The organism is Flavobacteriales bacterium TMED191 (assembly GCA_002171975.2).
Taxonomy (GTDB): Bacteria; Bacteroidota; Bacteroidia; order Flavobacteriales; family TMED113.
This window is the reverse complement of the sequence record NHIO02000022.1, coordinates 45,190-66,373: the sequence shown is the minus strand read 5'-3', so window position 1 is coordinate 66,373 and position 21,184 is coordinate 45,190. Positions and strand designations below refer to the sequence as shown.

Annotated in this window: 22 protein-coding genes; 15 read left to right on the top strand and 7 right to left on the bottom strand. The window is 29.0% G+C overall.

What is annotated here, in order from left to right:
* Positions 1-2: 2 nt before the first annotated feature.
* Genes CBD51_002060 through lpxB form a run of 4 tightly spaced genes read left to right on the top strand, consistent with a single transcriptional unit; the run spans position 3 to position 2,843 of the window.
* Positions 3-719 (top strand): fatty acid hydroxylase family protein, encoded by a 717-nt coding sequence (locus tag CBD51_002060; GenBank protein ID RPG60038.1) that lies wholly within the window; start codon positions 3-5, stop codon positions 717-719.
* Positions 622-1,473, top strand: coding sequence for a 5'/3'-nucleotidase SurE (gene surE, locus CBD51_002055; protein ID RPG60037.1), 852 nt, complete (start codon positions 622-624; stop codon positions 1,471-1,473). The genes CBD51_002060 and surE overlap by 98 nt, the downstream gene beginning before the upstream one ends.
* Complete coding sequence (locus tag CBD51_002050; protein RPG60036.1) at positions 1,463-1,735, top strand: hypothetical protein; 273 nt, start codon at positions 1,463-1,465, stop codon at positions 1,733-1,735. Before surE ends, CBD51_002050 begins: the two co-directional genes overlap by 11 nt.
* Complete coding sequence (gene lpxB, locus CBD51_002045) at positions 1,695-2,843, top strand: lipid-A-disaccharide synthase (protein RPG60035.1); 1,149 nt, start codon at positions 1,695-1,697, stop codon at positions 2,841-2,843. The genes CBD51_002050 and lpxB overlap by 41 nt, the downstream gene beginning before the upstream one ends.
* On the opposite strand, the gene CBD51_002040 is transcribed toward lpxB, so the two are convergent.
* From CBD51_002040 to dnaX, 5 genes are read right to left on the bottom strand one after another with little or no spacing between them, the layout of a single operon-like run.
* Complete coding sequence (locus CBD51_002040; GenBank protein RPG60034.1) at positions 2,798-2,989, bottom strand: PspC domain-containing protein; 192 nt, start codon at positions 2,987-2,989, stop codon at positions 2,798-2,800. The two genes, lpxB and CBD51_002040, sit on opposite strands and share 46 nt — an antisense overlap.
* A complete protein-coding gene (locus tag CBD51_002035; protein ID RPG60033.1) occupies positions 2,986-3,834 on the bottom strand; it encodes a hypothetical protein in 849 nt (282 codons plus the stop codon). The genes CBD51_002040 and CBD51_002035 overlap by 4 nt, the downstream gene beginning before the upstream one ends.
* 31 nt (positions 3,835-3,865) lie before the next feature.
* The gene (locus CBD51_002030; GenBank protein RPG60032.1) at positions 3,866-4,402 is read right to left on the bottom strand and encodes a TlpA family protein disulfide reductase; all 537 of its coding nucleotides are present in this window, start codon (positions 4,400-4,402) and stop codon (positions 3,866-3,868) included.
* Positions 4,399-5,625 carry an NADP-dependent isocitrate dehydrogenase gene (locus CBD51_002025; protein ID RPG60031.1) on the bottom strand — a complete coding sequence of 409 codons (1,227 nt, stop codon included), beginning with the start codon at positions 5,623-5,625 and terminating at the stop codon, positions 4,399-4,401. Before CBD51_002025 ends, CBD51_002030 begins: the two co-directional genes overlap by 4 nt.
* A 12-nt stretch (positions 5,626-5,637) precedes the next feature.
* The gene (dnaX, locus tag CBD51_002020; protein RPG60030.1) at positions 5,638-7,299 is read right to left on the bottom strand and encodes a DNA polymerase III subunit gamma/tau; all 1,662 of its coding nucleotides are present in this window, start codon (positions 7,297-7,299) and stop codon (positions 5,638-5,640) included.
* Between the two features lie 176 nt (positions 7,300-7,475).
* On the opposite strand from dnaX, the gene CBD51_002015 reads away from it, so the two are divergent.
* The 7 genes from CBD51_002015 to CBD51_001985 all read left to right on the top strand — a co-directional run bounded on the left by CBD51_002015 (position 7,476) and on the right by CBD51_001985 (position 14,761).
* On the top strand, positions 7,476-7,823 hold the full coding sequence (locus CBD51_002015) for a 30S ribosomal protein S6 (protein ID RPG60052.1): 348 nt from the start codon (positions 7,476-7,478) through the stop codon (positions 7,821-7,823).
* Positions 7,820-8,104, top strand: a complete 285-nt coding sequence (gene rpsR / locus CBD51_002010) for a 30S ribosomal protein S18 (protein ID RPG60029.1) — start codon at positions 7,820-7,822, stop codon at positions 8,102-8,104. Before CBD51_002015 ends, rpsR begins: the two co-directional genes overlap by 4 nt.
* Positions 8,105-8,112: 8 nt before the next feature.
* Entirely contained in the window at positions 8,113-8,562 is a 450-nt protein-coding gene (locus tag CBD51_002005) for a 50S ribosomal protein L9 (protein ID RPG60028.1), read from the top strand.
* 49 nt (positions 8,563-8,611) lie between these two features.
* Positions 8,612-11,410 carry a bifunctional aconitate hydratase 2/2-methylisocitrate dehydratase gene (locus CBD51_002000; protein RPG60027.1) on the top strand — a complete coding sequence of 933 codons (2,799 nt, stop codon included), beginning with the start codon at positions 8,612-8,614 and terminating at the stop codon, positions 11,408-11,410.
* Positions 11,411-11,495: 85 nt separating this feature from the next.
* Entirely contained in the window at positions 11,496-12,269 is a 774-nt protein-coding gene (locus CBD51_001995; protein ID RPG60026.1) for a hypothetical protein, read from the top strand.
* Positions 12,262-13,548, top strand: a complete 1,287-nt coding sequence (locus CBD51_001990) for an MFS transporter (GenBank protein ID RPG60025.1) — start codon at positions 12,262-12,264, stop codon at positions 13,546-13,548. Before CBD51_001995 ends, CBD51_001990 begins: the two co-directional genes overlap by 8 nt.
* Position 13,549: 1 nt before the next feature.
* On the top strand, positions 13,550-14,761 hold the full coding sequence (locus tag CBD51_001985; GenBank protein ID RPG60024.1) for an L-2-hydroxyglutarate oxidase: 1,212 nt from the start codon (positions 13,550-13,552) through the stop codon (positions 14,759-14,761).
* On the opposite strand, the gene CBD51_001980 is transcribed toward CBD51_001985, so the two are convergent.
* Entirely contained in the window at positions 14,758-16,098 is a 1,341-nt protein-coding gene (locus CBD51_001980; GenBank protein RPG60023.1) for an adenylosuccinate lyase, read from the bottom strand. The two genes, CBD51_001985 and CBD51_001980, sit on opposite strands and share 4 nt — an antisense overlap.
* Positions 16,099-16,168: 70 nt before the next feature.
* On the opposite strand from CBD51_001980, the gene CBD51_001975 reads away from it, so the two are divergent.
* Together CBD51_001975 and CBD51_001970 are read left to right on the top strand one after the other, a co-directional pair.
* On the top strand, positions 16,169-16,654 hold the full coding sequence (locus tag CBD51_001975; GenBank protein ID RPG60022.1) for a DUF456 domain-containing protein: 486 nt from the start codon (positions 16,169-16,171) through the stop codon (positions 16,652-16,654).
* 15 nt (positions 16,655-16,669) lie between these two features.
* Positions 16,670-17,272 carry a hypothetical protein gene (locus tag CBD51_001970; protein ID RPG60021.1) on the top strand — a complete coding sequence of 201 codons (603 nt, stop codon included), beginning with the start codon at positions 16,670-16,672 and terminating at the stop codon, positions 17,270-17,272.
* A gap of 50 nt (positions 17,273-17,322) precedes the next feature.
* Here CBD51_001970 and CBD51_001965 read toward each other — a convergent pair whose 3' ends face one another.
* The gene (locus tag CBD51_001965) at positions 17,323-17,736 is read right to left on the bottom strand and encodes a type I restriction enzyme HsdR N-terminal domain-containing protein (GenBank protein RPG60020.1); all 414 of its coding nucleotides are present in this window, start codon (positions 17,734-17,736) and stop codon (positions 17,323-17,325) included.
* Positions 17,737-17,796: 60 nt separating this feature from the next.
* On the opposite strand from CBD51_001965, the gene holA reads away from it, so the two are divergent.
* The gene (gene holA, locus CBD51_001960) at positions 17,797-18,786 is read left to right on the top strand and encodes a DNA polymerase III subunit delta (protein ID RPG60019.1); all 990 of its coding nucleotides are present in this window, start codon (positions 17,797-17,799) and stop codon (positions 18,784-18,786) included.
* 76 nt (positions 18,787-18,862) lie between these two features.
* Positions 18,863-21,163 (top strand): TonB-dependent receptor, encoded by a 2,301-nt coding sequence (locus CBD51_001955; GenBank protein RPG60018.1) that lies wholly within the window; start codon positions 18,863-18,865, stop codon positions 21,161-21,163.
* Positions 21,164-21,184: the final 21 nt, after the last annotated feature.

The following is a 21,184-nucleotide window of genomic DNA, read 5'->3' as shown; positions in this document are numbered from 1 at the left end:
TTATGATATATATGGATCAGGTTAAATTTGTCTTATACACTTTAGCAATCATTCTTACATGTAATTTTTTGGGATTTTTAATTTCTATTGTTACAATTCATTTTCCATTCTTACATAGTTTTAGAATACAAAAAAGAAAGATTAAATCCTCAATTTTTTATGCCAGATTACCCCTGATAATTTTGAACATTATTTTATTAATGTTGATTTCTACTTTTGGCTTATATTTTCTTTACTTTTTATTTGATCCAATATTAAAGTTAAATTTTTTAACTATTATTTTTCAATTACTTTTCATTCTTTTAATCGATGATGTATATTTTTATTTTCTCCACTTATGGATGCACACTAATAAATATGTGTTAAAAAAGATTCATCGAATACATCACAAGGCAATTACACCCGTCGCATTAGAGTATATTTACGTACATCCAATTGAGTGGTTATTAGGCTATATTGGACCATTTGTTGCAATTTTTATAATTAGTTTAGTACAGCCTGTTAGTATTTTAGCATTTTGGGCATATCAGATAATTAGAAATATTCATGAGCTAGATGTTCATTCAGGTTTTAAATCTCTTTTTTCCAAGTGGATACCGTTTTGGGGAGAAAGTGAGCATCATGACTTGCATCATGAAAAACTTAATGGTAACTATGCCACTACATTTACAATTTGGGACAGAATATTTAAAACAAAAATTCAAAAAAATGAAAAATAAAAAACCACTTATATTAGTTGTTAATGATGATGGGTTGAAGTCTAATGGGATTAATTTATTAACTAATGTAGTTCGTAAACTTGGCGAAGTTTTCGTAGTAGCCCCCTCTGAAAATAAATCAGCAGTTTCGCATGGTATGACATTATATAAGGACATTGTTATTGAAAGCATGAATAATAACGTATTTACTTGTTCTGGTACTCCTGTAGATTGTGTGAAATTAGCAATTGACAAAATTCTTCCTCGAACCCCAGACTTGTGTGTTTCAGGAATTAATCATGGGTCTAATCACTCTATTAATTCATTGTATTCTGGCACATTACATGGTGCAATGGAAGCAACAATCCATGGTGTTCCCTCTTTATCATTTTCACACTTAAGTTACGATGAATCAAAAACATTCAATGACTATGAAGCTATTATTAAGCAAATTATTTCTAGTGTTTTAATTAATGGTTTACCTGAGAGTGTGACTTTAAATATTAATATACCAGATGTTGATTCGAATAATTTAAAAGGCATTAAATTATGTAATCAAGCACAAGGTAAATGGACAGAGGATTATATTTTATCTAGAAAAGAAGGATGTAAAGATTATTATAAATTAAATGGAACTTTTGAACACGATATTAGCGATGTTAAATCAGACGCTTGGGCATTAGAAAATAAGTTTATTTCTGTTGTACCAGTTCATTTAGACTGTTCAGTTTTGCAACAAAATAAATTTTTAAAATACTTACAATATGATTTTTAATAAGGATTCAGCTTTATTTGGCCTTTTATTAGGTTTTTTAATTCCTATAATATGTTATTTTATTCAAGATAATTTAATCCCTCTATTGATTGGTCATTCATTTTCTGATAAAAGTATGCAATTATTTGCTCTAGTTATCAATGCTCCTGTTTTAAGATATTATTTAATTAACTTAAAATACGAATCCACAGGAAAAGGTATTTTATTTATAACATTTATTTATGGGATTCTTTGGGTTTATATTAATCAAGGGTCAATTTAAAATGCATTATTATATTATTTCTGGGGAATTATCAGGGGATTTATATGGTTCTAAATTAATAGAAAATTTTAGAAAAATTGATGCAAGTGCAAAATTTTCTTGTTGGGGAGGAGAGAATATAAAAAAACAAGAAGTTGATATAATCCAAACTTTAGATAAATTGTCTTTTCTAGGTTTTTGGGAGGTCTTAAAAAACACCCAAACCATAATAAATAATTTTAGAATTTTAAGCAGAAGTATTAAATCTTCTAATCCAGATGCACTTATTCTTATTGATTATCCTGGTTTTAATTTGAGAGCAGCAAAGTTTGCTTCAAATTTAGGTATTCCTGTGTTTTGGGTAGTTGCTCCACAATTATGGGCATGGAAAGAAAGTCGAATAAAGTATTTGCAAAAATACATTAATAATCTTTATGTAATTTTCCCATTTGAATTAGATTTTTTTGCAAAAAAAGGTGTGAACACCTTCTATTTTGGTCATCCGTTGGTTGATATGATTCCAAATGTAAATAGAAATAAAAAGACATTTAAGAAATCAATTATTGTTTTAATGCCAGGCAGTCGTAGACAAGAAATTAAAAAGATATTGCCTTCAATGTTATCAGCTAGCAAAAAATTCAAGAATTATAGGTTTGTTATAATATGCGCTCAAGGAATAAAACGATCATTTTATGAGAATATAGTTGGCAATTATGATGTTGAATTATTTTATGATAAGAAAATTTTAGAATCTGCACATTGTGCTTTAGTAGCTTCGGGCACTGCATCTATAGAACTTGCCATTTGGAAGATTCCTCAAGTAGTTTGTTATAAAATGAACTGGATGTCATATGTAATTGCTAAGTACTTATCAAAAGTCAAGTATATTTCAATGGTTAATATTTTAGCTAATAAGACCATTGTAAATGAGTTGATTCAAGAGGATTTTAATATATTAAATATTCAAAATGAATTAGAGCGAATTTTGGATGATAAAAATCGTATAAAAATGATAGAAGAATATAGTAACGTCGTAAAAAGTTTAGGTCCTTCAGGATCTATTCAAAAAATATCACGTAGTATTTATGATGATTTAACTGTAGTGATAAATAGTGCGGATAAAAGATAGGCTAATAATCCAGATCCGTAGCATATTATAGAGAGTGCCCAAATTACACGAATAAATGCTACTTCCACATTTAAATAATCGCCAAGGCCTGCACAAACTCCAAACAATATTCCATCTTTTGTGTTTCTATGTAGCTTTTTTTTCATTGTTTTTGTAATTGCATCTCAACTTCTATTTGAAGATCTATACTGAAGCCCATTATATCTTGAGAAAAAGGTATTGTTCCATTCATGAACAACATTTCAGGTTGAATTGATAAAATATTATAAGTAGATTCAACATTTGTCATGTCATCAGTAGCAAGAAAATTAGTGTCATTGTTAACAAGCTCCCATGTTCCATTACTAGAAACATCAATAGGGATTGAAGGAATATCAAAGGCAATCACAGTAATTGGTTCCGTGTTAAAGCTTAAGCTATTACTATATAAGTACTCAGGATATTGGAATGTCCATGATCCAGCATCAGATGCTTCTCCAGATAGTTCTTGATTTCCCGGATTAAAGCCTATAATAGCTTCAATAAATGAAAGGTCTATTTCAGTTGAGTATTCTAGTGAAACAATATCCCATGAGCCACTTAAAAGATAAGATGTTGAAAACTCACACGAACCATCATCATTAGTTGCTTCTGAATTAAAGTTAGTAGCTGCTTCATCAATACATCCTAATATAATACATGAGCCATCATCTTCTGTTGCGTTTGGATTGTAATTTATTCCATTTGGATTTGTACATCCAATAATTGTTTCCGAACATGAGCCATCATCATAACAAGCATCAGCATTGTAGTTATTAGAGTTTGGATTTGTACATCCTGAAATGTAACAGCATGTTCCATCGTCTGTATTGGCTTGTAGATTATAATTAAATGCATTATAATCTGTACAACCGAAAATTGAAATTGGAGTTATTTCATTATCATCGTCATTACATGATATGATACTAAGTCCTAAGGCTAGTGTTAGTAAAAAGTATTTGTTTAGTTTCATAATCTAAGTATTAGTAGATTTTACAAATTTATTATTTATTATTAAGTAGGTCTTGAATTTTCGATTTCATTTGGTTAAATTCTTCTTTATCAAAAAGACGTGTTAAAAATTGAATTTTTCCATTTTGATCGATTATTATATTTCTTGTTACACCTGCTTTTTTTTCTGCGAACAAATTAAAAGCCTTAGAATTAATATCCCGAATAATAGGATATGTTGCTCCAGTTTTATTAGTCATAAATTCTATTTCTTTATTTGTTTGAGGTCTTCTGGGTGTATCTTTTGCTAATCCTATTAAAATAAAATTATTATCCTCATTATGTTTTTGCCAAATCTCTTCTTCAATATATGGCATTTCTTTAATACATACACTGCACCAGCTTGCTGTAAATTGTAACATAATTACTTTGCCTTTATTTTCTTGGATTACATTTTTGCCTTCTAAGATAAAATCAGGTGCGTTTTCACCTATGCTAACAATGTAGCCTCTATCATTTTGAGCATCTAAACACATAATAGTTGATATCATTAACGCAAGTGTGATATATAGTGAAATTGATTTTTTCATTTATTGATTTCTTTAGCTAGATTTCTATCCAATGTGTTAAGAAATTCTTGGGTATTTACATAGTGTTTTGTTTCTAATTTTTTACCATGAATACATAGTGCTAAATCTTTTGTCATTATACCACTTTCAACAGTTTGAATACATACTTTTTCTAGTGTTTTGCAGAAGTTTACAAGATCTTGATTGTCGTCTTTTTTTCCTCTAAACATTAAGCCTCTAGTCCACGCAAATATTGAAGCAATTGGGTTGGTTGATGTTTGTTTACCCTCTTGATGCATTCTAAAGTGTCGTGTTACAGTTCCATGAGCTGCCTCGGCTTCCATTACATCTCCGTCAGGTGTTAATAATACGGACGTCATGAGGCCCAGAGAACCAAATCCTTGAGCTACTGTGTCAGATTGGACATCACCATCATAATTTTTGCATGCCCAGACAAATTTTCCATTCCACTTCAATGCTGCTGCTACCATGTCGTCAATGAGTCTATGTTCATATGTTAAGCCTAATTCTTGAAATTTGCTTAAAAACTCATTTTGATATACTTCTTCAAAAATATCTTTAAATCGACCATCGTATGCTTTTAGAATGGTGTTTTTAGTAGATAGATATAATGGCCATTTTTTATCTAATGCTTTATTAAAGCAAGATCTAGCAAATCCATAAATTGATTCGTCGGTATTGTACATACTTAAAGCTACTCCTCCACCTTTGTAATCATATACATCCCATTTTATAGTTTCTCCATTTTCGGGTTCGAAAGTCATTGTAAGCTTTCCGCTTCCTTTAATAACAACATCTGTTGCTTTATATTGGTCACCAAAAGCATGACGACCTATGCAAATAGGATCTGTCCAATTAGGTACTAGTCTAGGTACATTTTTACATATTATTGGTTCTCTAAATACGGTTCCTCCAACAATATTTCGGATTGTTCCATTTGGAGAACGCCACATTTTTTTTAAATTAAATTCTTTAACTCTATCCTCATCAGGTGTTATAGTAGCACATTTAATACCTACTTTATATTTTTTGATTGCATTTGCTGCATCTATTGTTACTTGATCATTCGTTTTATCTCTATGTTCAATACCTAGATCGAAGTATTTAATATCTAATGATATATAAGGAAAAATTAACTTCTTTTTAATAAAGTCCCATATTATTCTTGTCATTTCATCTCCATCTAATTCAACTACTGGATTGTTTACAATTATTTTTTTCATTTATTTATTTATTTAAGTTGTATTTAATTCTAATTTTTCTTGAAATAATTTAAGATTGTTGTTTTTATCATACAGGTATTGAAACTTATCCTTTTTAGTGATAATGAGATTGTTATCTTCTTTATTAGTAATATTAATTTCAATAGAAATATTATTGTTTTTTAAATTGGTTTTTAGATAATTTACTAAGTCCGACTTAGTGTCTTCAAATTCGGCTTTTTCACTTAGGCTGACCAATTCAACAGAAATTGTATTATTTATTTTTCTTGGTGTGTGACGAGTAAAAATATTATAAGCATTAGTTTTTTTATTGTCTTTTAGTGTTTGTGTAAACATGTTCCATATACGAATCATATCCTCTTTTGACCAATCATTGAGAAATGTTGTTGTCGTATCTTTATTAATTTCCTTTTTTATTGGCTGTAGTTCTTCAGAAATACTTATCAAATTGTTTGGGTTATTGTTTATAGTTTTTTCATTTACATTATGTAATACTTTGTCTGAATTATTTGTAATAGATTTTTTAGAAGTATTAATTCGATTGTCTAAGGACTTACTTATTTCTATTTTTTTCGTTGGATTATCTGTTTGCTTATTTTCTACTGGAGAATTAATTAGAATTTTTTTTTTAATATCGTTATTTGAAAGAGAACATAATTGCATAATACAAAGCTCTACAGAAAAACGTTTATTTATAGAACGTGTGTAGTTTTGCATTGTTTCATCCAAAGAGTTTAAACCTCTTATAATTTCTATTTCTGAAAAGTGATTCGATTGATTTTCTAATTGATCAATGATTGAGGGGTCTTCTGAAATTAAACTTCTTGTTTGCGGGTTTTTAGCAATTATAAGATTACGGAAATGCTTTGTTAATGTCGTTAGGATTTCTTTAGGGCTATAACCGTTATTTACAACATTGTCGATTTCTAACAAACAACTTGAAATATCATTTTTGATAATATTAGAAACAAGTTTAATAGTAAATAATGAATCTAAAGATGAGAGAATCTTTGATACATCTTCATAAATCCAAGTTTCATTGCAGTATGTGTATATTTTATCAAAAATAGATAGTGAGTCTCTCAAAGATCCATCGGCTTTTTGAGCAATTAGTTTTAAGCTTTTANTATCAGCATGAATATTTTTATCATTGGCAATTTTTTCCANATACTCAGTTATATCATTAATGTTAATTTTCTTAAAATCAAATATTTGACATCTAGAAATTATTGTTGGAATTAATTTATTTTTTTCTGTTGTAGCTAGAATAAAAATACTGTGTTTTGGAGGTTCTTCCAGTGTCTTTAAAAAAGCATTAAAAGCAGCATCAGAAAGCATATGTACTTCATCTATAATATAAATTTTATATTTTCCAATTTGAGGGGGTATTTTAACTTGTTCAATTAAATTCCTAATATGGTCGACCCCATTATTTGATGCTGCATCTAATTCGAAAATATTATAGTCGGCATTTTCATTTTGATTAACAGTTTTTGCAAAAATTCTTGCACATGTTGTTTTCCCTACCCCTCTTGGTCCACAAAATAAATAAGCATGTCCAACTTTATTGCTTGTAATTGCATTGTGCAATGTAGTTGTGATGTGCTTTTGTCCAACCACATCTTCAAATTTACTCGGTCTGTATTTTCTTGCAGAAACTAAATAGTCACTCATAATTTTAAAACCAAAATTTTATTTTAATCTCTTTTATATTTATGTTACAAATTAACAAAAAAATACACATTATATGTCATTAACTTTTGTTTATTTAATAGTAATGATTAAATTTGCAGACCCATTTTTGGTAATGGGGGTAAAAGCATGTGTTATTATAATTTAATTTTACTATGATGAACAATTATGAAACAGTTTTAATTTTAAATCCGGTTCTATCAGACGAACAGGTTAAGGAATCTATGGGGAAATTTAAAGATCTATTAAAATCCTTTAACGCTGAATGTAACTCTGAAGAATTATGGGGTTTAAAAAAGATGAAGTATTCTATTCAAAATAAAAAAACAGGCTTTTACATGCTCTTTGAATATCAAGCTAAATCAGACGTGATCTCTGGTTTAGAAATTGAATTAAAGAGAGATGAAAGAATTATGAGGTTTCTAACTGTTAAGCAGGATAAACATGCCACAGAATTTGCACAAAAGAGACGAGAAAAATTAACTTCAAAAAAATCAAATAAATGATTGAAATANATAAAAAATCATCAGGNGAATTACGTTTTTTATCCCCACCNAAAGTGGAGGTGGCTAGTAAGGAAAAATACTGCCGTTTTAAGAAAATGAATATAAAATATATTGATTATAAAGACTCGGAATTTTTAATGAGATTTTTAAATGAACAAGGTAAGTTATTACCAAGAAGAATTACTGGTAACTCACTGAAATTTCAACGAAAAGTTGCACAGGCTGTAAAGCGAGCAAGACAGATTGCTTTGTTGCCATACGTTTCAGATTTATTAAAATAATTTTAAATATGGAAGTGATACTTAAACAAGATGTAGAAAACTTAGGTTTTATTGATGACGTTGTAACTGTTAAACCAGGATATGGCCGTAATTACCTTATTCCAAACAAGTTAGCTGTTTTTGCTACATCTTCTGAGAAGAAAATTCTTGCTGAAAACCTAAGACAAAAAGAACAGAAAAATCAACAATTAATTAAGGAGCTAGAATCTACAAAAAAGAAGCTAGAAGCCTTAGAGTTAATAATTAAGTCTAAAGTAGGCGAGGATAAAAAATTATTTGGCTCTGTCAATTCCGCTTCACTACAAAGTGCATTGAGTGAAAATGGCATTTCAATTGAGAAANAGTATATTAATATTAATGGTACTAATCTTATCAAAACCACAGGATCTTTTTCTGCACAAGTACGATTGCATAGAGATTTAATTGCGGTTTTATCATTTGAAGTGATTGCAGCATAAATTTTTTTTTTTATAAATATAATCTACGATTAGATAGATATCAGAATTTATGAGCTTATATAGTGAATACCTAGATGAAATTGAAGAAAGAAAAAAAAATGATCTTGATCCAAAGCCAATTGATTCTTCAGCTTTGTTGAGTGAAATAATTTCACAAATTACTGATTCAAGTCATAAATACAGAGAAGACTCTATAAATTTCCTTATTTATAATGTTCTACCAGGTACTACTAGTGCTGCTTCAATTAAAGCAAAATTTTTAAAGCAAATTATTACTAATCATCTAGAATTAGATGAGATCTCTCCAGCATTTGCTTTAGAACTATTATCTCATATGAAAGGAGGTCCATCTGTAGAAGTTTTATTAGATTTAGCTTTAGGAGAGGATATTACGCAAGCTAAGGCAGCTGCTAATGTTTTAAAAAGCCAAGTTTTTCTTTATGATGCTGATACAAATCGAATTGAGAAAGCCTTTAATTCGGGTAATGCGATTGCTAGAGAACTTATTGAGAGTTATGCTAAAGCTGAATTTTTTACAAAATTACCAGACATTCCTGAAGAAATCAAGCTCGTTACGTTTGTTGCTGGCATCGGAGATATTTCAACAGATTTATTGTCCCCTGGTGGGGATGCTCACTCAAGGTCTGATCGGCAATTACATGGTCAATGTATGTTTGAACATAATAAAAAACAACAAAAAGAATTACTTAAATTGCAAGCAAAACACCCTGATAAAAGAATAATGTTAGTTGCAGAGAAGGGCACTATGGGTGTAGGTTCTTCAAGGATGTCAGGTGTAAATAATGTTGCACTATGGATTGGTAAACAAGCAAGTCCATATATCCCATTTATTAATTTAGCTCCTGTAGTTGCTGGAACAAATGGTATATCTCCTATATTTTTAACAACTGTCGGAGTAACTGGTGGAATTGGGATAGATTTAAAAAACTGGGAAAAAAAGTATGATACTAACGGTAACCTTATAATTGATCACAATGATGAACCTGTTTTAGAAAAAATCTACTCTGTAGATACNGGAACTGTTTTGACTATTAATACAAAAACAAAAAAACTTTATAAAGATGAAAAGGAATTAATCGATGTTTCATCATCCTTCACTCCTCAAAAAATAGAGTTTATGAGAGCAGGTGGGTCTTATGCAATTGTGTTTGGTAAAAAATTACAAGCATTTGCAACAGGAGTGCTTAAAAAAGAACTTATGCCTGTTTTTGCTCCATCTAAAGAAATTTGCGTAAAGAACCAGGGACTTACCGCGGTTGAGAAAATTTTTAATAAAAATGTTGTTGGTAACTCTCTTCCTGTTCTACATGCAGGTTCTTATGTTCGAGTAAAAGTAGATATTGTAGGTTCTCAGGACACAACAGGATTAATGACGACTCAAGAATTAGAAATGATGGCTGCAACTGTCATTTCTCCTATTGTCCATGCTGGTTATCAGTCGGGTTGTCATACGGCTTCAGTATGGGATAAGAAGTCTCAAGAAAATATACCTAAACTTATGAATTTTATGAATGATTTTGGGCTTATCACAGCACGCCATCCGGAACACAAATATCCTCCAATGACGGATGTTATTCATAAAGTTTTAAATGACTTAACTATTGACGATTGGTCTATAATTATTGGAGGAGATTCGCATACTAGAATGTCTAAAGGGGTTGCTTTCGGTGCTGATTCTGGTACAGTTGCATTAGCATTGGCAACTGGTGAAGCTTCTATGCTAATACCTGAATCTGTTAAAGTTACTTTTAAAGGAACAATGCAAAATCATATGGATTTCAGAGATGTTGTACATGCAACTCAAAGTCAGATGCTCAAAAAATTTAACGGAGAAAATGTATTTCAAGGTAGAATTATTGAGGTACATATTGGAACTCTTTTAGCAGACCAAGCATTTACTTTTACAGATTGGACAGCAGAAATGAAAGCAAAGGCCTCAATCTGTATTTCTCAAGATGATAAACTTATTGAATCCTTAAAAATTTCAAAAAATCGTATTCAGACAATGATTGATAAGGGTATGGATAATGGTACTCAGGTTCTTCAAGGTTTAATTAATAAAGCTAATCAAAGAATTGATCAAATTAAATCAGGTGCAAAGTCCCCACTAACACCCGATAAAAATGCAAAATATTATGCAAGTTTTGAAGTCAATTTAGATATTATTGAGGAACCAATGATTGCTGATCCCGATGTGAACAATGATGATGTATCTAAACGTTATACACATGATACAATTCGTGCTCTCTCTTTCTATAAAGGTCAAAAACACATTGATTTAGGTTTTGTAGGTTCTTGTATGGTTCACAAAGGTGATATTAAGATTGTTGCAAAGATGCTTAAAAATCTAGAAGAAAATTTAGGTAAGGTAGAATTCAATGCCCCGTTAGTAGTTACTGCTCCTACATATAATATTATTGACGAACTAAAAGAAGAGGGTGATTGGGAAATTCTTAAGAAATATTCTGGCTTTGAGTTTAATGATTTAAATCCAAAGGCTACTGCTCGTACAGAATATGAGAATATATTATACCTTGAACGTCCAGGTTGTAATTTGTGTATGGGGAATCAAGAAAAAGCGGAAAAGGGAGATAGCGTAATGTCAACATCCACACGTTTATTCCAAGGAAGGGTAGTTAAAGACTCTGATAGAAAGAAGGGTGAGTCATTATTAGCATCTACGCCGGTAGTTGTTTTATCTGCAATACTAGGAAGAACGCCAACACTTGAAGAATATAAGAAGGCTACTAAAGGAATAAAACTTACTAGATTCGCTCCGCCAATTAAGTCAATGACATCACAGCCAGGGCATTTATTGTCATATTAAATTATTTATTTATGATTTTTTTCAAAATCTATTCTGGAATTTAGTTATACTGATTTTAATTTATTTTTTTATTTAATATACATATATGTACATACAAATTGATAATTTTTTATGGTTGATGTTGTATTTGTCATTTCCTCTCATATCTCAGTCAGTATTTGATAATTCTGTTAATAGTATATTTATAGAAAATAATACTATTACAGATATAGCTTGTGTTAATAATGGTGACGTAGCTCCGTACATCTACATCAATTCAATAGATTTTTCGGATTTAATTATTAGTGATAAAAAATCAAAGTTTATCGATTTTATATTGCCAGCTATTTTAATTGAAAAAGAAAAAATCAAAAAGGGTTATAATTATGTTCTTGATAAATTCGATAAGGATCATATTAATGATACAATAAAGTCCTTATTTAATTATTGTAATTGTGAAACATATGAGGCTTTATTATTATGTTTAAAAGAACAACCCAACTCTATAATTATTGCACAAGCTGCAATTGAATCTGGATGGGGTACTTCGAGATTTTTTTTAGAAGGGAATAATTTATTTGGTATTCACACGAGTATTAATGACATAAATAAATTGGAGGCAAATAATTCTTCACTTGTATATGTTAAGAAGTATAATAATATTTCTGAATCGATTTCACATTACTTACGTACTTTAGCTAAAGGATACGCATATGAAACGTTCCGATCAAGTAGGCTAAAGGATCTTTCATTATTTGATTTAATTCAAGAACTTATTATGTATTCTGCTAGAAGAGAGTTATATGTTAAGGATTTAGAGTCTATTATAGATTTTAATAACTTAACCAAATACGATGATTTTGAGTTAAAGTATGATTAAAAAATTAAAAAAAAATAAGGAAATAATTGCGTGGTCGTTATATGATTTTGCTAACCAACCATTTACAACATTAATAGTTACATTTATTTTTAGCGCCTTTTTTACTGAATCTCTAGCTGAAAATAATCAAGTTGGTACTTCTTTATGGTCACTAGGTATTTCAATAACAGCTATTTTTGTAGCATTAACATCTCCATTCTTAGGGGCTCTTGCTGATTCTGGAGGTTATAGAAAAATTTTTTTAATAATTTCTACTTATTTATGTATAGTATCAACGGTATGCTTATATTTTTTTGAGCCTAATCAAAACTTTAATATTCTAGGTTTAGATTTTGATGTTGCAATTATTGCTTTAATTGTATTTGTAATTGCTAATATTGGTTTCGAGTTTGGAACTGTATTCTGCAATTCTTATTTATCAGATCTTGCAAATAATAAAAATATGGGAAAAATATCTGGATATGCATGGGGGCTTGGATTTGTAGGTGGATTAATTTCATTAGGTGTATCTCTTGTTTTCTTTGACCCATCTAATGTGTCGAATATTAGATTAATTAATCTGTTGGTAGCAGCTTGGTTCTTTCTTTTTAGTATTCCAACATTTGTTTTTTTAAAAGACGTTAAACCAAATAAGGGTTTGCATAAATATTTTAAGCAATCTTTTGATTCAATTATTTCTTCTTTTCGTAATGTACGTGAACATAAAAAAATTGTTCGATTTTTGATTGCTAGATTATTTTATAATGATGCATTAATTACAATTTTTGCGTTTGGAGGTATTTATGCGGCAGGTACTTTGCAGTTTAGTTTTAACGAAATATTAATTTTAGGGATTGTTTTAAATATTTCAGCTTGTATAGGTTCTTTTTTATTTGGTCATTTGGAGGATAAGATAGGAGTTAAAAAGATGTTGATGATTACTTTATGGACTTTATTATTCTCTACCCTATTGGCTTTTCTCGCCCCATTTTTAACTAACTTTAATCATTTAATTACACCAAAAACATTATTTTGGATTGCAGGTGTTTTTATTGGTTTAATGCAAGGCCCCAATCAAGCTGGAAGTCGTTCTTTGATGGCAAGACTAACACCCGAAGATAAGAAAAATGAATTTTTTGGGTTCTATGCATTTTCTGGAAAGGCAACAGCATTTTTAGGCCCTTTATTTTTTGGTCTTTTAACAAGTGCATTTGGTACTCAACAAGCTGGACTAGTAATCATAGTTGTATTTTTTTTAGTTGGTATCTTAATATTTAAACCGTTATTATTGAATGATTAATATGGGCGAAAAATATGATTTAATTGTTATTGGTGGTGGTCTAGTTGGATTAGCTAGTGCATATAAAATACAAAAGAAAATGCCTCAAGTAAAAATTCTTATACTTGAAAAAGAACAGGAATTAGCTTTACATCAAAGTGGCAGGAATTCAGGAGTATTACATTCTGGTTTATATTATAAGCAAGGCTCCTACAGAGCTAAAAACTGTGTTTCTGGCAGACGTGAGTTAGTAGATTTTGCAAAAAATCATCATATTGAACATGAGGTTTGTGGTAAGCTAGTTGTTGCAACTAATGAAAGAGAATCGATGGCATTACCTGGCTTATTAAAAAAAGGGAGAGATAATGGGCTAGAAAACTTGGAAATTGTTAATGCAAAAAAAATTAAAGAAATTGAGCCCTACGTCAGAGGAATTTCAGCAATTTGGGTGCCAGAAACTGGCATTATTGATTATAGGTCTGTAGCTAATAAACTTGCATCTTTAATAAAGGAAATTAATCCTCAAAGCAATGTTTTTACTAATTCAGAAGTTTTAAAAATTTCACATTCTTCTACTTATTCAACAATATACACGAATGATTATAATTTTAGATGTGATCAAATTATCTCTTGTGGAGGCTTGTTTTCTGATCGATTAGCAATTGAAGATGGTTTAAAATTAGATTTTAAAATCGTGGGTTTTAGAGGGGATTATTTCACATTAAAGGATCATGCTAAACATAAAGTTAATAATATAGTTTATCCTGTTCCTAACCCTGAATTTCCATTCTTAGGAGTTCATTTTACTAGAATGATTAATGGAGAAATTGAATGTGGTCCAAATGCAGTTTTTACATTTAAACGTGAGGGTTATAATAAAATGTCATTTAGTTTTAAAGATACATTTGACTCTTTAGGTTATATAGGAACTTGGAAATTATTTTTTAATCATTGGAAATTTGGTTTAAACGAAATGGTAAAAGCATCTTCAAAAAGAATTTTTCTCAAACATCTTCAACAACTTATACCTTCATTAAAGATGTCTGATATTTCTGCTGGTCGATCCGGTGTAAGAGCAATGGCATTAGGCAAGGATGGAGAAATTATTGAAGATTTTCAAATTATAAATACAAAAAAAAGTATTCATGTTTTAAATGCTCCTTCACCAGCTGCAACTGCATGTCTTTCTATTGGAGAAAGAGTTGCTCTAGAATTTCAAAAAAAATATCATTAGGATCTCCCTGTGTAATTGAACGGAGTTAGTTTTTTCAAATCCTTTTTAAGATTATCTGTAATTTTCAAATTATCTATAAAATTTATGATAACATCTTGATTGATTTTTTTATTATTTCTCGTAAGATTTTTAAGTAGTTCGTAAGGTTTTTCTACACCTTCTTTTCTTAATATTGTTTGTATTGCTTCTGCTAGTATTCCCCAGTTTTCATCTAACTCGGTATTTATTTTTTTTTGGTTTACTGTAAGTTTATCTAAACCCCTTAGGATTGCTTTATATGATATGATACTATGTGCCAAAGGTACACCGATATTTCTCATAACAGTTGAGTCTGATAAATCCCTTTGCAATCTTGAAATAGGAAGTTTTTCAGATAAATGAGTAAGTATTGAGTTAGCAAGGCCTAAATTGCCTTCAGCATTTTCAAAGTCGATTGGATTTATTTTATGTGGCATTGCAGATGATCCGACTTCATTTTTTTTAGTTTTTTGATTAAAATACTGCATAGAAATATACATCCAAATATCTCTGCTAAAATCAATAAGTATTGTGTTAATACGCTTTATTGTATCAAATTGTGCTGCTAAATTATCGTAATGCTCAATTTGTGTAGTAGGATATGATCTTTTTAGATTAATGCTTTTTAAAAAATTTTTGGCAAATTTATGCCAATTTATTTTAGGATAAGAAGCGTAGTGTGCATTCATATTTCCGGTTGCTCCACCAAATTTTCCAGAGTTTGGAGTTTTTTTTAGTAGATTTATTTGTTCTTCCAATCTCACTTTAAATACTTTAACTTCTTTTCCTAATTTTGTAGGAGATGCTGGTTGACCATGAGTTCTTGCAAGCATTGAGATATCTTTCCAACTAACACTTAATTCATTAAGCTTTTTAACTAAAATATTAAGTTCTGGATAAAAACATCCATTTAATGCATCCATTAATAATAGAGGAGATGCAGTATTGTTTATATCTTGAGATGTTAATCCAAAATGAATAAATTCTTTGTATTTGGACAGATTTATTTTGTCAAACTTTTTCTTTATAAAATATTCTACTGCCTTCACATCGTGATTTGTAATTTTTTCAATTCTTTTAATTTCAAGAATATCTTTTTCAGAAATTTCAGTAGCTATTTTAGAAATATCTTGTAACTGATTTTTTGAAATTCCTCTAAGTTGTTCTATTTTAATGCTGCTCAATTGTAGAAAGTATTCAACTTCAATAAAAACACGATATTTTATAAGAGCTGCTTCAGAAAAATATTTTTTTAAATCTTCAGTTAGTTTGGTGTATCTACCATCTATTGGTGAAATATTGTAAATGCTACTTTTCATAAAAAATCATATTGTTAGCTAATTTAATAAAAAGATAATTATAATAATTTTATATAGTATCTTTATTTTCATGATGGAGGTTTTAATATTTTGTATTGTTTTTCTATTATTGTTCTTTGGTCTTTTAGGCTCTATTTTTCCAATCATTCCTGGTCCAATTTTTACTTTCTTTGGACTTTTAGTATTGCATTTTTTTACTGATTTTAATATTACATATAGTCAATTAATTTTATATTTCTTAATTACTGTTATAGTTTTTTTTCTAGATTATTTAAGCCAGTATTTTGGAGTAAAAAAATTTGGTGGTAAAAAAAATGCAGTATATGGTACAATCATTGGTTGTTTAATTGGCTTTTTTTTACCCCCAATCGGACTAGTTATAGGTCCATTCTTAGGCGCTTTTTTAGGTTCTTTGATTGATAAAAAGGATAAAATACATGCATTAAAGATTGCATTTGGTTCATTTATTGGCTTTATGTTTGGTACATTAATTAAAATTATTTATTCTATGTATGTTCTGATATGGGTAGTTCGGAAATTGATATATTTGTTATAAACACATTTTAATTTTATGTCTCATTTTGATTTTTCAATTGAAAATATAATTATTAAGGCCTGGAGCAAATTTCGAGAAAACAGTTTTTTTTGGATATTAGTTACGTTGTTTATTGTTGCCTTAAGTCTTTCTGGAAATATTATGCCATTAGCAGGTTTATTCACGTTGTTAAGTTATTATTTTTCAGCTGCTATTACATTAATGTCAATCAGATATATGAGAAATGAAGTTATATCATTTAATGATTTATTAGCAGTTAGTAGTATGAAGTTTTTACATTATTTCGCTACTTCAATACTGGTCTCTGTCTTCACTTTATTAGGTCTAGTTTTATTTATTATACCTGGATTTTATATTATGGTCAGGCTAATGTTTGCGCAATACTTAATTATCGATAATAATATAGGTTTTGATGAGGCGATTAAGAAGAGTTGGTATTTAACTAAAGGTCGTGAATTTGCTTTAATTGGATTTTTAAGCGCAATGTTTATTATTGTTATAATAGGAATTTTGTCTTTTTTTGTAGGATTATTAATTTCAATCCCAGTAATACAATTAAGTACCGCATATTTATATCTATCTCTTATTAGAAATTCAGATAAATTAGATGTTTGGTGATAATGAGCTACTTACTCTATGGTCTTTTAATATTTGTTTCTTATATAAAGTTATTTGTTATTGTATTCAGGGATTTCATTAATAAATTTTGGCTGACCTTTACTTAATGAAAAACAATAGTGAGTTTTGCCATTTGTTATTAATATGTTTTGCGCATTAATTGTTTTTTGGTAATTAATACTTTGATTTAAATCATTTGTTTTCAGTTTTACTTTTGGAGCCTTACATTCTACTAATAACAAGGCTTTTCCAGTTGAATTATAGCAAATAATATCGCATCTCTTTGTTAGTTTATTTAGTGACATTTTTTTTTCTATAGACATTAATGATATTGGATAGCCTTTTTTTAGATTAAGGAATTGTATTGTGTTTTGCCGTACCCATTCCTCAGGTTGATTTAAAACATATTTTTTCCGAACAGGATCAAATATATATTCTTTGTTATTTATTATTTTTAATTTCATATTTGAAATAAATTCAATCTTAATTTAATTATTTTTAATTTAAAAAAGTATGAGACTAGCATGAATATTGAAAAGGTTTTAAATACAATTAAGAATAATGAAATATCATCTACTTATTTATTATATGGAGAAGAAGATTTTTTTATTGACAAGATTACAAGTTTTTTTACTAAGTATGTAATTCCTGAATCTGAAAAAATTTTTAATGAAAAAATTTTTTATGGTAAACAAACAGATGTGTTTTCTTTAATCTCTTCACTTAAATCTTTTCCAATGACTGGTGACAGACAATTAATTATATTAAAGGAAGCACAAAAACTCGGGAATATTTCAGAGTTGTCAAATTATTTAGATTGTCCTATTCACAGTACTATATTTGTTATATGTTATAAGAGTAAAAATATAGACAAAAGGAAGAAATGGGTTAAGCTTGCTCAAAAAAATGGCATTTTAATAGAAAGTAAGTTACTATATGCTCAACAAATATCTCGTTGGATTCAATATAATTTAGAAGAAAAGCATATAAAGATTGAAAATTCTGCAGAAGCATTGTTAGTTGATTTTTTAGGAAATGATTTATCCAAAATTACCAATGCGATTAATAAGTTATCTAATATAATAACAGACGGAGTAATATCTGCAGAAAATGTTCGACGGCATATAGGAGTTCATCGGCATTATAATACATTCGAATTACAAAATGCACTTTCCTCAAAAGATAGTAATAAGGTTATATCAATAGTAAATTATTTTATTAGTAATCAAAAACAGTTTCCTCTGCCTCTCATTATTGGCCTTTTATTTTCTTTTTACTCAAAGCTTATTATTCTCCACTCTACACAGATTCATTCAGATAAGGAACTTGCTGGTAAAATTAAAGTTCATCCTTTCTTCATTAATGTCTATAAAATAGGTTGTAAAAATTATTCCTTTCAAGATTGCATTAGAATTATTTCCTTATTACATAATGCAGATTTAAAAAGTAAAGGAATAAAAGGCAGTTTTGATTATAGTTTTATAAAGGATTTAATGTTTAGAATTCTAGTTTAATTTATATATAAATATATATATATATTATTTGTTTTCTAAAAGGTTATATATTTGGCGATGTTACTAAGTTATAGTTATGACTCGTATTTCTTTTTTTTATTTTTTATTGGTTCCAATCATGTTTTATGCTCAAACAGGAACTATTAGGGGTTTTGTTTATGAAAAAGAATCTGAAGAACCTATTATTTTTGCAAATATTGTATTAGAGGGAACAGATTTAGGGGTGGTTTCAGACGATAATGGTTATTTTATAATTCCTAATGTTCAACCTGGAAATTATACACTTAAAGCTAGTTTTATTGGTTACAATGACTCGGAGCAGATTGTTATAATTAGTACAGATAATTTACTAATTACGACCAAATTTTTTTTAACAGAACAATCTATAACATTACAAAATGTAACAGTTAATGCAGAAAGAGAGGAGCAAAAAAAACAGGTTAACACTGGCGTAATAAAATTAACTAGTAAATCTATCAATAAATTACCAAGTATTGGCGGAGAGCCAGATATAGCACAGTTTTTACAAGTGCTGCCAGGTGTAATTTTTACAGGGGATCAAGGTGGACAATTGTATATAAGAGGAGGCGCACCAATACATAATAAAGTTTTGTTAGATGGTATGACAATTTATAGTCCATTTCACTCTATAGGTTTCTTTTCGGTGTTTGATACTGATATAATTAAAAAAGCTGATGTATATACTGGTGGTTTTGGAGCACAATATGGCGGTCGTATATCATCTGTTATGGATATCAAAACGCGTGACGGTAATAAAAAAAGACTTACAGGTAAGTTGTCAATGAATACTTTTGGAAGTAAATTTTTACTTGAGGGGCCAATGTTTAGTACTGACTCTAGTACTTTTTCTAATTCGTTTTTATTTAGTGCAAAAAGTTCATACTTAGATAAAACATCAAAGTACTTTTATTCATATGTTGACACTGTTGGCTTACCATATTCATTTTCAGATTTTTATGGCAAGTTTTCATTTTTTAGCAAGAATGGAAGTAAATTTAATTTATATGGTTTTGGTTTTAATGATAATGTTAATTATGTAGATTTAACAAATTTAGGATGGAATACATATGGCTTTGGTTCTAATATTGTTCTTGTTCCATCATCTGCTAAAATGTTAATTGAGGGTAAATTATCTTACTCAAAATACGACATATCTCAACAGGATGTTGGAGAACCTGTAAATAATAGTAATATTGACGGATTTAATGTTGGTTTAAATTTCCTGTATTTTATTTCTCAAAAACATGAATTGAAGTATGGTGTTGAAGTTCTTGGTTATACAACAGAATTATATTTTAGAAATGCAATAGCTGCTCTTATTGAGGAAAGAGATCACTCTACAGAATTTGCAGGGTATTTTCACTATAAGTTTAATGATAATAATAGGTTTATTATGGAGCCTAGTCTCAGATTACAAAACTATACTTCTCTTGGTGAAACATCTCTTGAACCCAGATTAGGATTGAAATATAATGTTAATGAAAATTTTCGCTTAAAAAGTTCGTTTGGTAAATTTTCACAGAATTTAATGTCTACTTCAAGTGAGAGAGATGTAGTTAATTTATTTTCAGGCTTTTTATCTAGTACAAATAGTTTGCCGGAATATTTTAATGGTAATGAAGTTCAGTCCTCTTTACAAAGATCAACGCATTACATATTAGGTTTAGAGTATGATTTAGGAGCTTACATAGATATCAATATTGAGGGTTATATTAAAGACTTTAGCCAGTTAATTTCTGAAAATAAAAATCAGGTTTTTGATGATACTCCTGAATTTGAAAATCAACCTGATTTTTTAAAAAAAGATTTTATTGTTGAAAAAGGTATTGCCTCAGGATTTGATGTGTTATTAAAATATGTGGATAACAGACTAAATATTTGGTCGGTATATTCATATGGAATTATTGAAAGAGAGGATGAATTACAAGTTTATAGTCCACATTATGATCGGAGACATAATTTTAATTTTGTTTTCTCATATTTAGTTGACAAGGCAAAAACTTGGGAGTTTAGTTTAAGGTGGAATTATGGTTCAGGTTTCCCATTTACTAAAACTCAAGCTTATTATGAGGAATTAAATTTATATAATGAACTAGATACAGATATTAATGTTTCAAATGGAGAATTAGGTATTTTATATTCTGACCTAAATTCCGGCAGATTACCAGATTACCATAGACTAGACATGTCTATTAAAAAAACATATAATTTCTCTAAATTCAATATTTTAGAAATTACTCTTGGAGTAACTAATTGTTATAATAGAAACAATATTTTTTATTTTGATAGAGTTAATGCAATTCGTGTAGATCAACTTCCAATTATTCCCAGTATTGGTCTAAGTTGGAAATTTTAATTAATATTTAATAGCTATTAG

What these genes read in the sequence shown, in the direction of transcription:
- CBD51_002025 (RPG60031.1), bottom strand. Translation starts at nt 5,625, where the DNA reads ATGAAAAAAATAATTGTAAACAATCCAGTAGTTGAATTAGATGGAGAT.
- CBD51_002030 (RPG60032.1), bottom strand. Translation starts at nt 4,402, where the DNA reads ATGAAAAAATCAATTTCACTATATATCACACTTGCGTTAATGATATCA.
- CBD51_002050 (RPG60036.1), top strand. Translation starts at nt 1,463, where the DNA reads ATGATTTTTAATAAGGATTCAGCTTTATTTGGCCTTTTATTAGGTTTT.
- CBD51_001975 (RPG60022.1), top strand. Translation starts at nt 16,169, where the DNA reads ATGATGGAGGTTTTAATATTTTGTATTGTTTTTCTATTATTGTTCTTT.
- surE (RPG60037.1), top strand. Translation starts at nt 622, where the DNA reads ATGACTTGCATCATGAAAAACTTAATGGTAACTATGCCACTACATTTA.
- CBD51_001970 (RPG60021.1), top strand. Translation starts at nt 16,670, where the DNA reads ATGTCTCATTTTGATTTTTCAATTGAAAATATAATTATTAAGGCCTGG.
- lpxB (RPG60035.1), top strand. Translation starts at nt 1,695, where the DNA reads ATGGGATTCTTTGGGTTTATATTAATCAAGGGTCAATTTAAAATGCAT.
- CBD51_001955 (RPG60018.1), top strand. Translation starts at nt 18,863, where the DNA reads ATGACTCGTATTTCTTTTTTTTATTTTTTATTGGTTCCAATCATGTTT.
- CBD51_001990 (RPG60025.1), top strand. Translation starts at nt 12,262, where the DNA reads ATGATTAAAAAATTAAAAAAAAATAAGGAAATAATTGCGTGGTCGTTA.
- CBD51_001995 (RPG60026.1), top strand. Translation starts at nt 11,496, where the DNA reads ATGTACATACAAATTGATAATTTTTTATGGTTGATGTTGTATTTGTCA.
- CBD51_001985 (RPG60024.1), top strand. Translation starts at nt 13,550, where the DNA reads ATGGGCGAAAAATATGATTTAATTGTTATTGGTGGTGGTCTAGTTGGA.
- CBD51_002040 (RPG60034.1), bottom strand. Translation starts at nt 2,989, where the DNA reads ATGAAAAAAAAGCTACATAGAAACACAAAAGATGGAATATTGTTTGGA.
- CBD51_001965 (RPG60020.1), bottom strand. Translation starts at nt 17,736, where the DNA reads ATGAAATTAAAAATAATAAATAACAAAGAATATATATTTGATCCTGTT.
- holA (RPG60019.1), top strand. Translation starts at nt 17,797, where the DNA reads ATGAATATTGAAAAGGTTTTAAATACAATTAAGAATAATGAAATATCA.
- CBD51_001980 (RPG60023.1), bottom strand. Translation starts at nt 16,098, where the DNA reads ATGAAAAGTAGCATTTACAATATTTCACCAATAGATGGTAGATACACC.
- CBD51_002035 (RPG60033.1), bottom strand. Translation starts at nt 3,834, where the DNA reads ATGAAACTAAACAAATACTTTTTACTAACACTAGCCTTAGGACTTAGT.
- CBD51_002015 (RPG60052.1), top strand. Translation starts at nt 7,476, where the DNA reads ATGAACAATTATGAAACAGTTTTAATTTTAAATCCGGTTCTATCAGAC.
- CBD51_002060 (RPG60038.1), top strand. Translation starts at nt 3, where the DNA reads ATGATATATATGGATCAGGTTAAATTTGTCTTATACACTTTAGCAATC.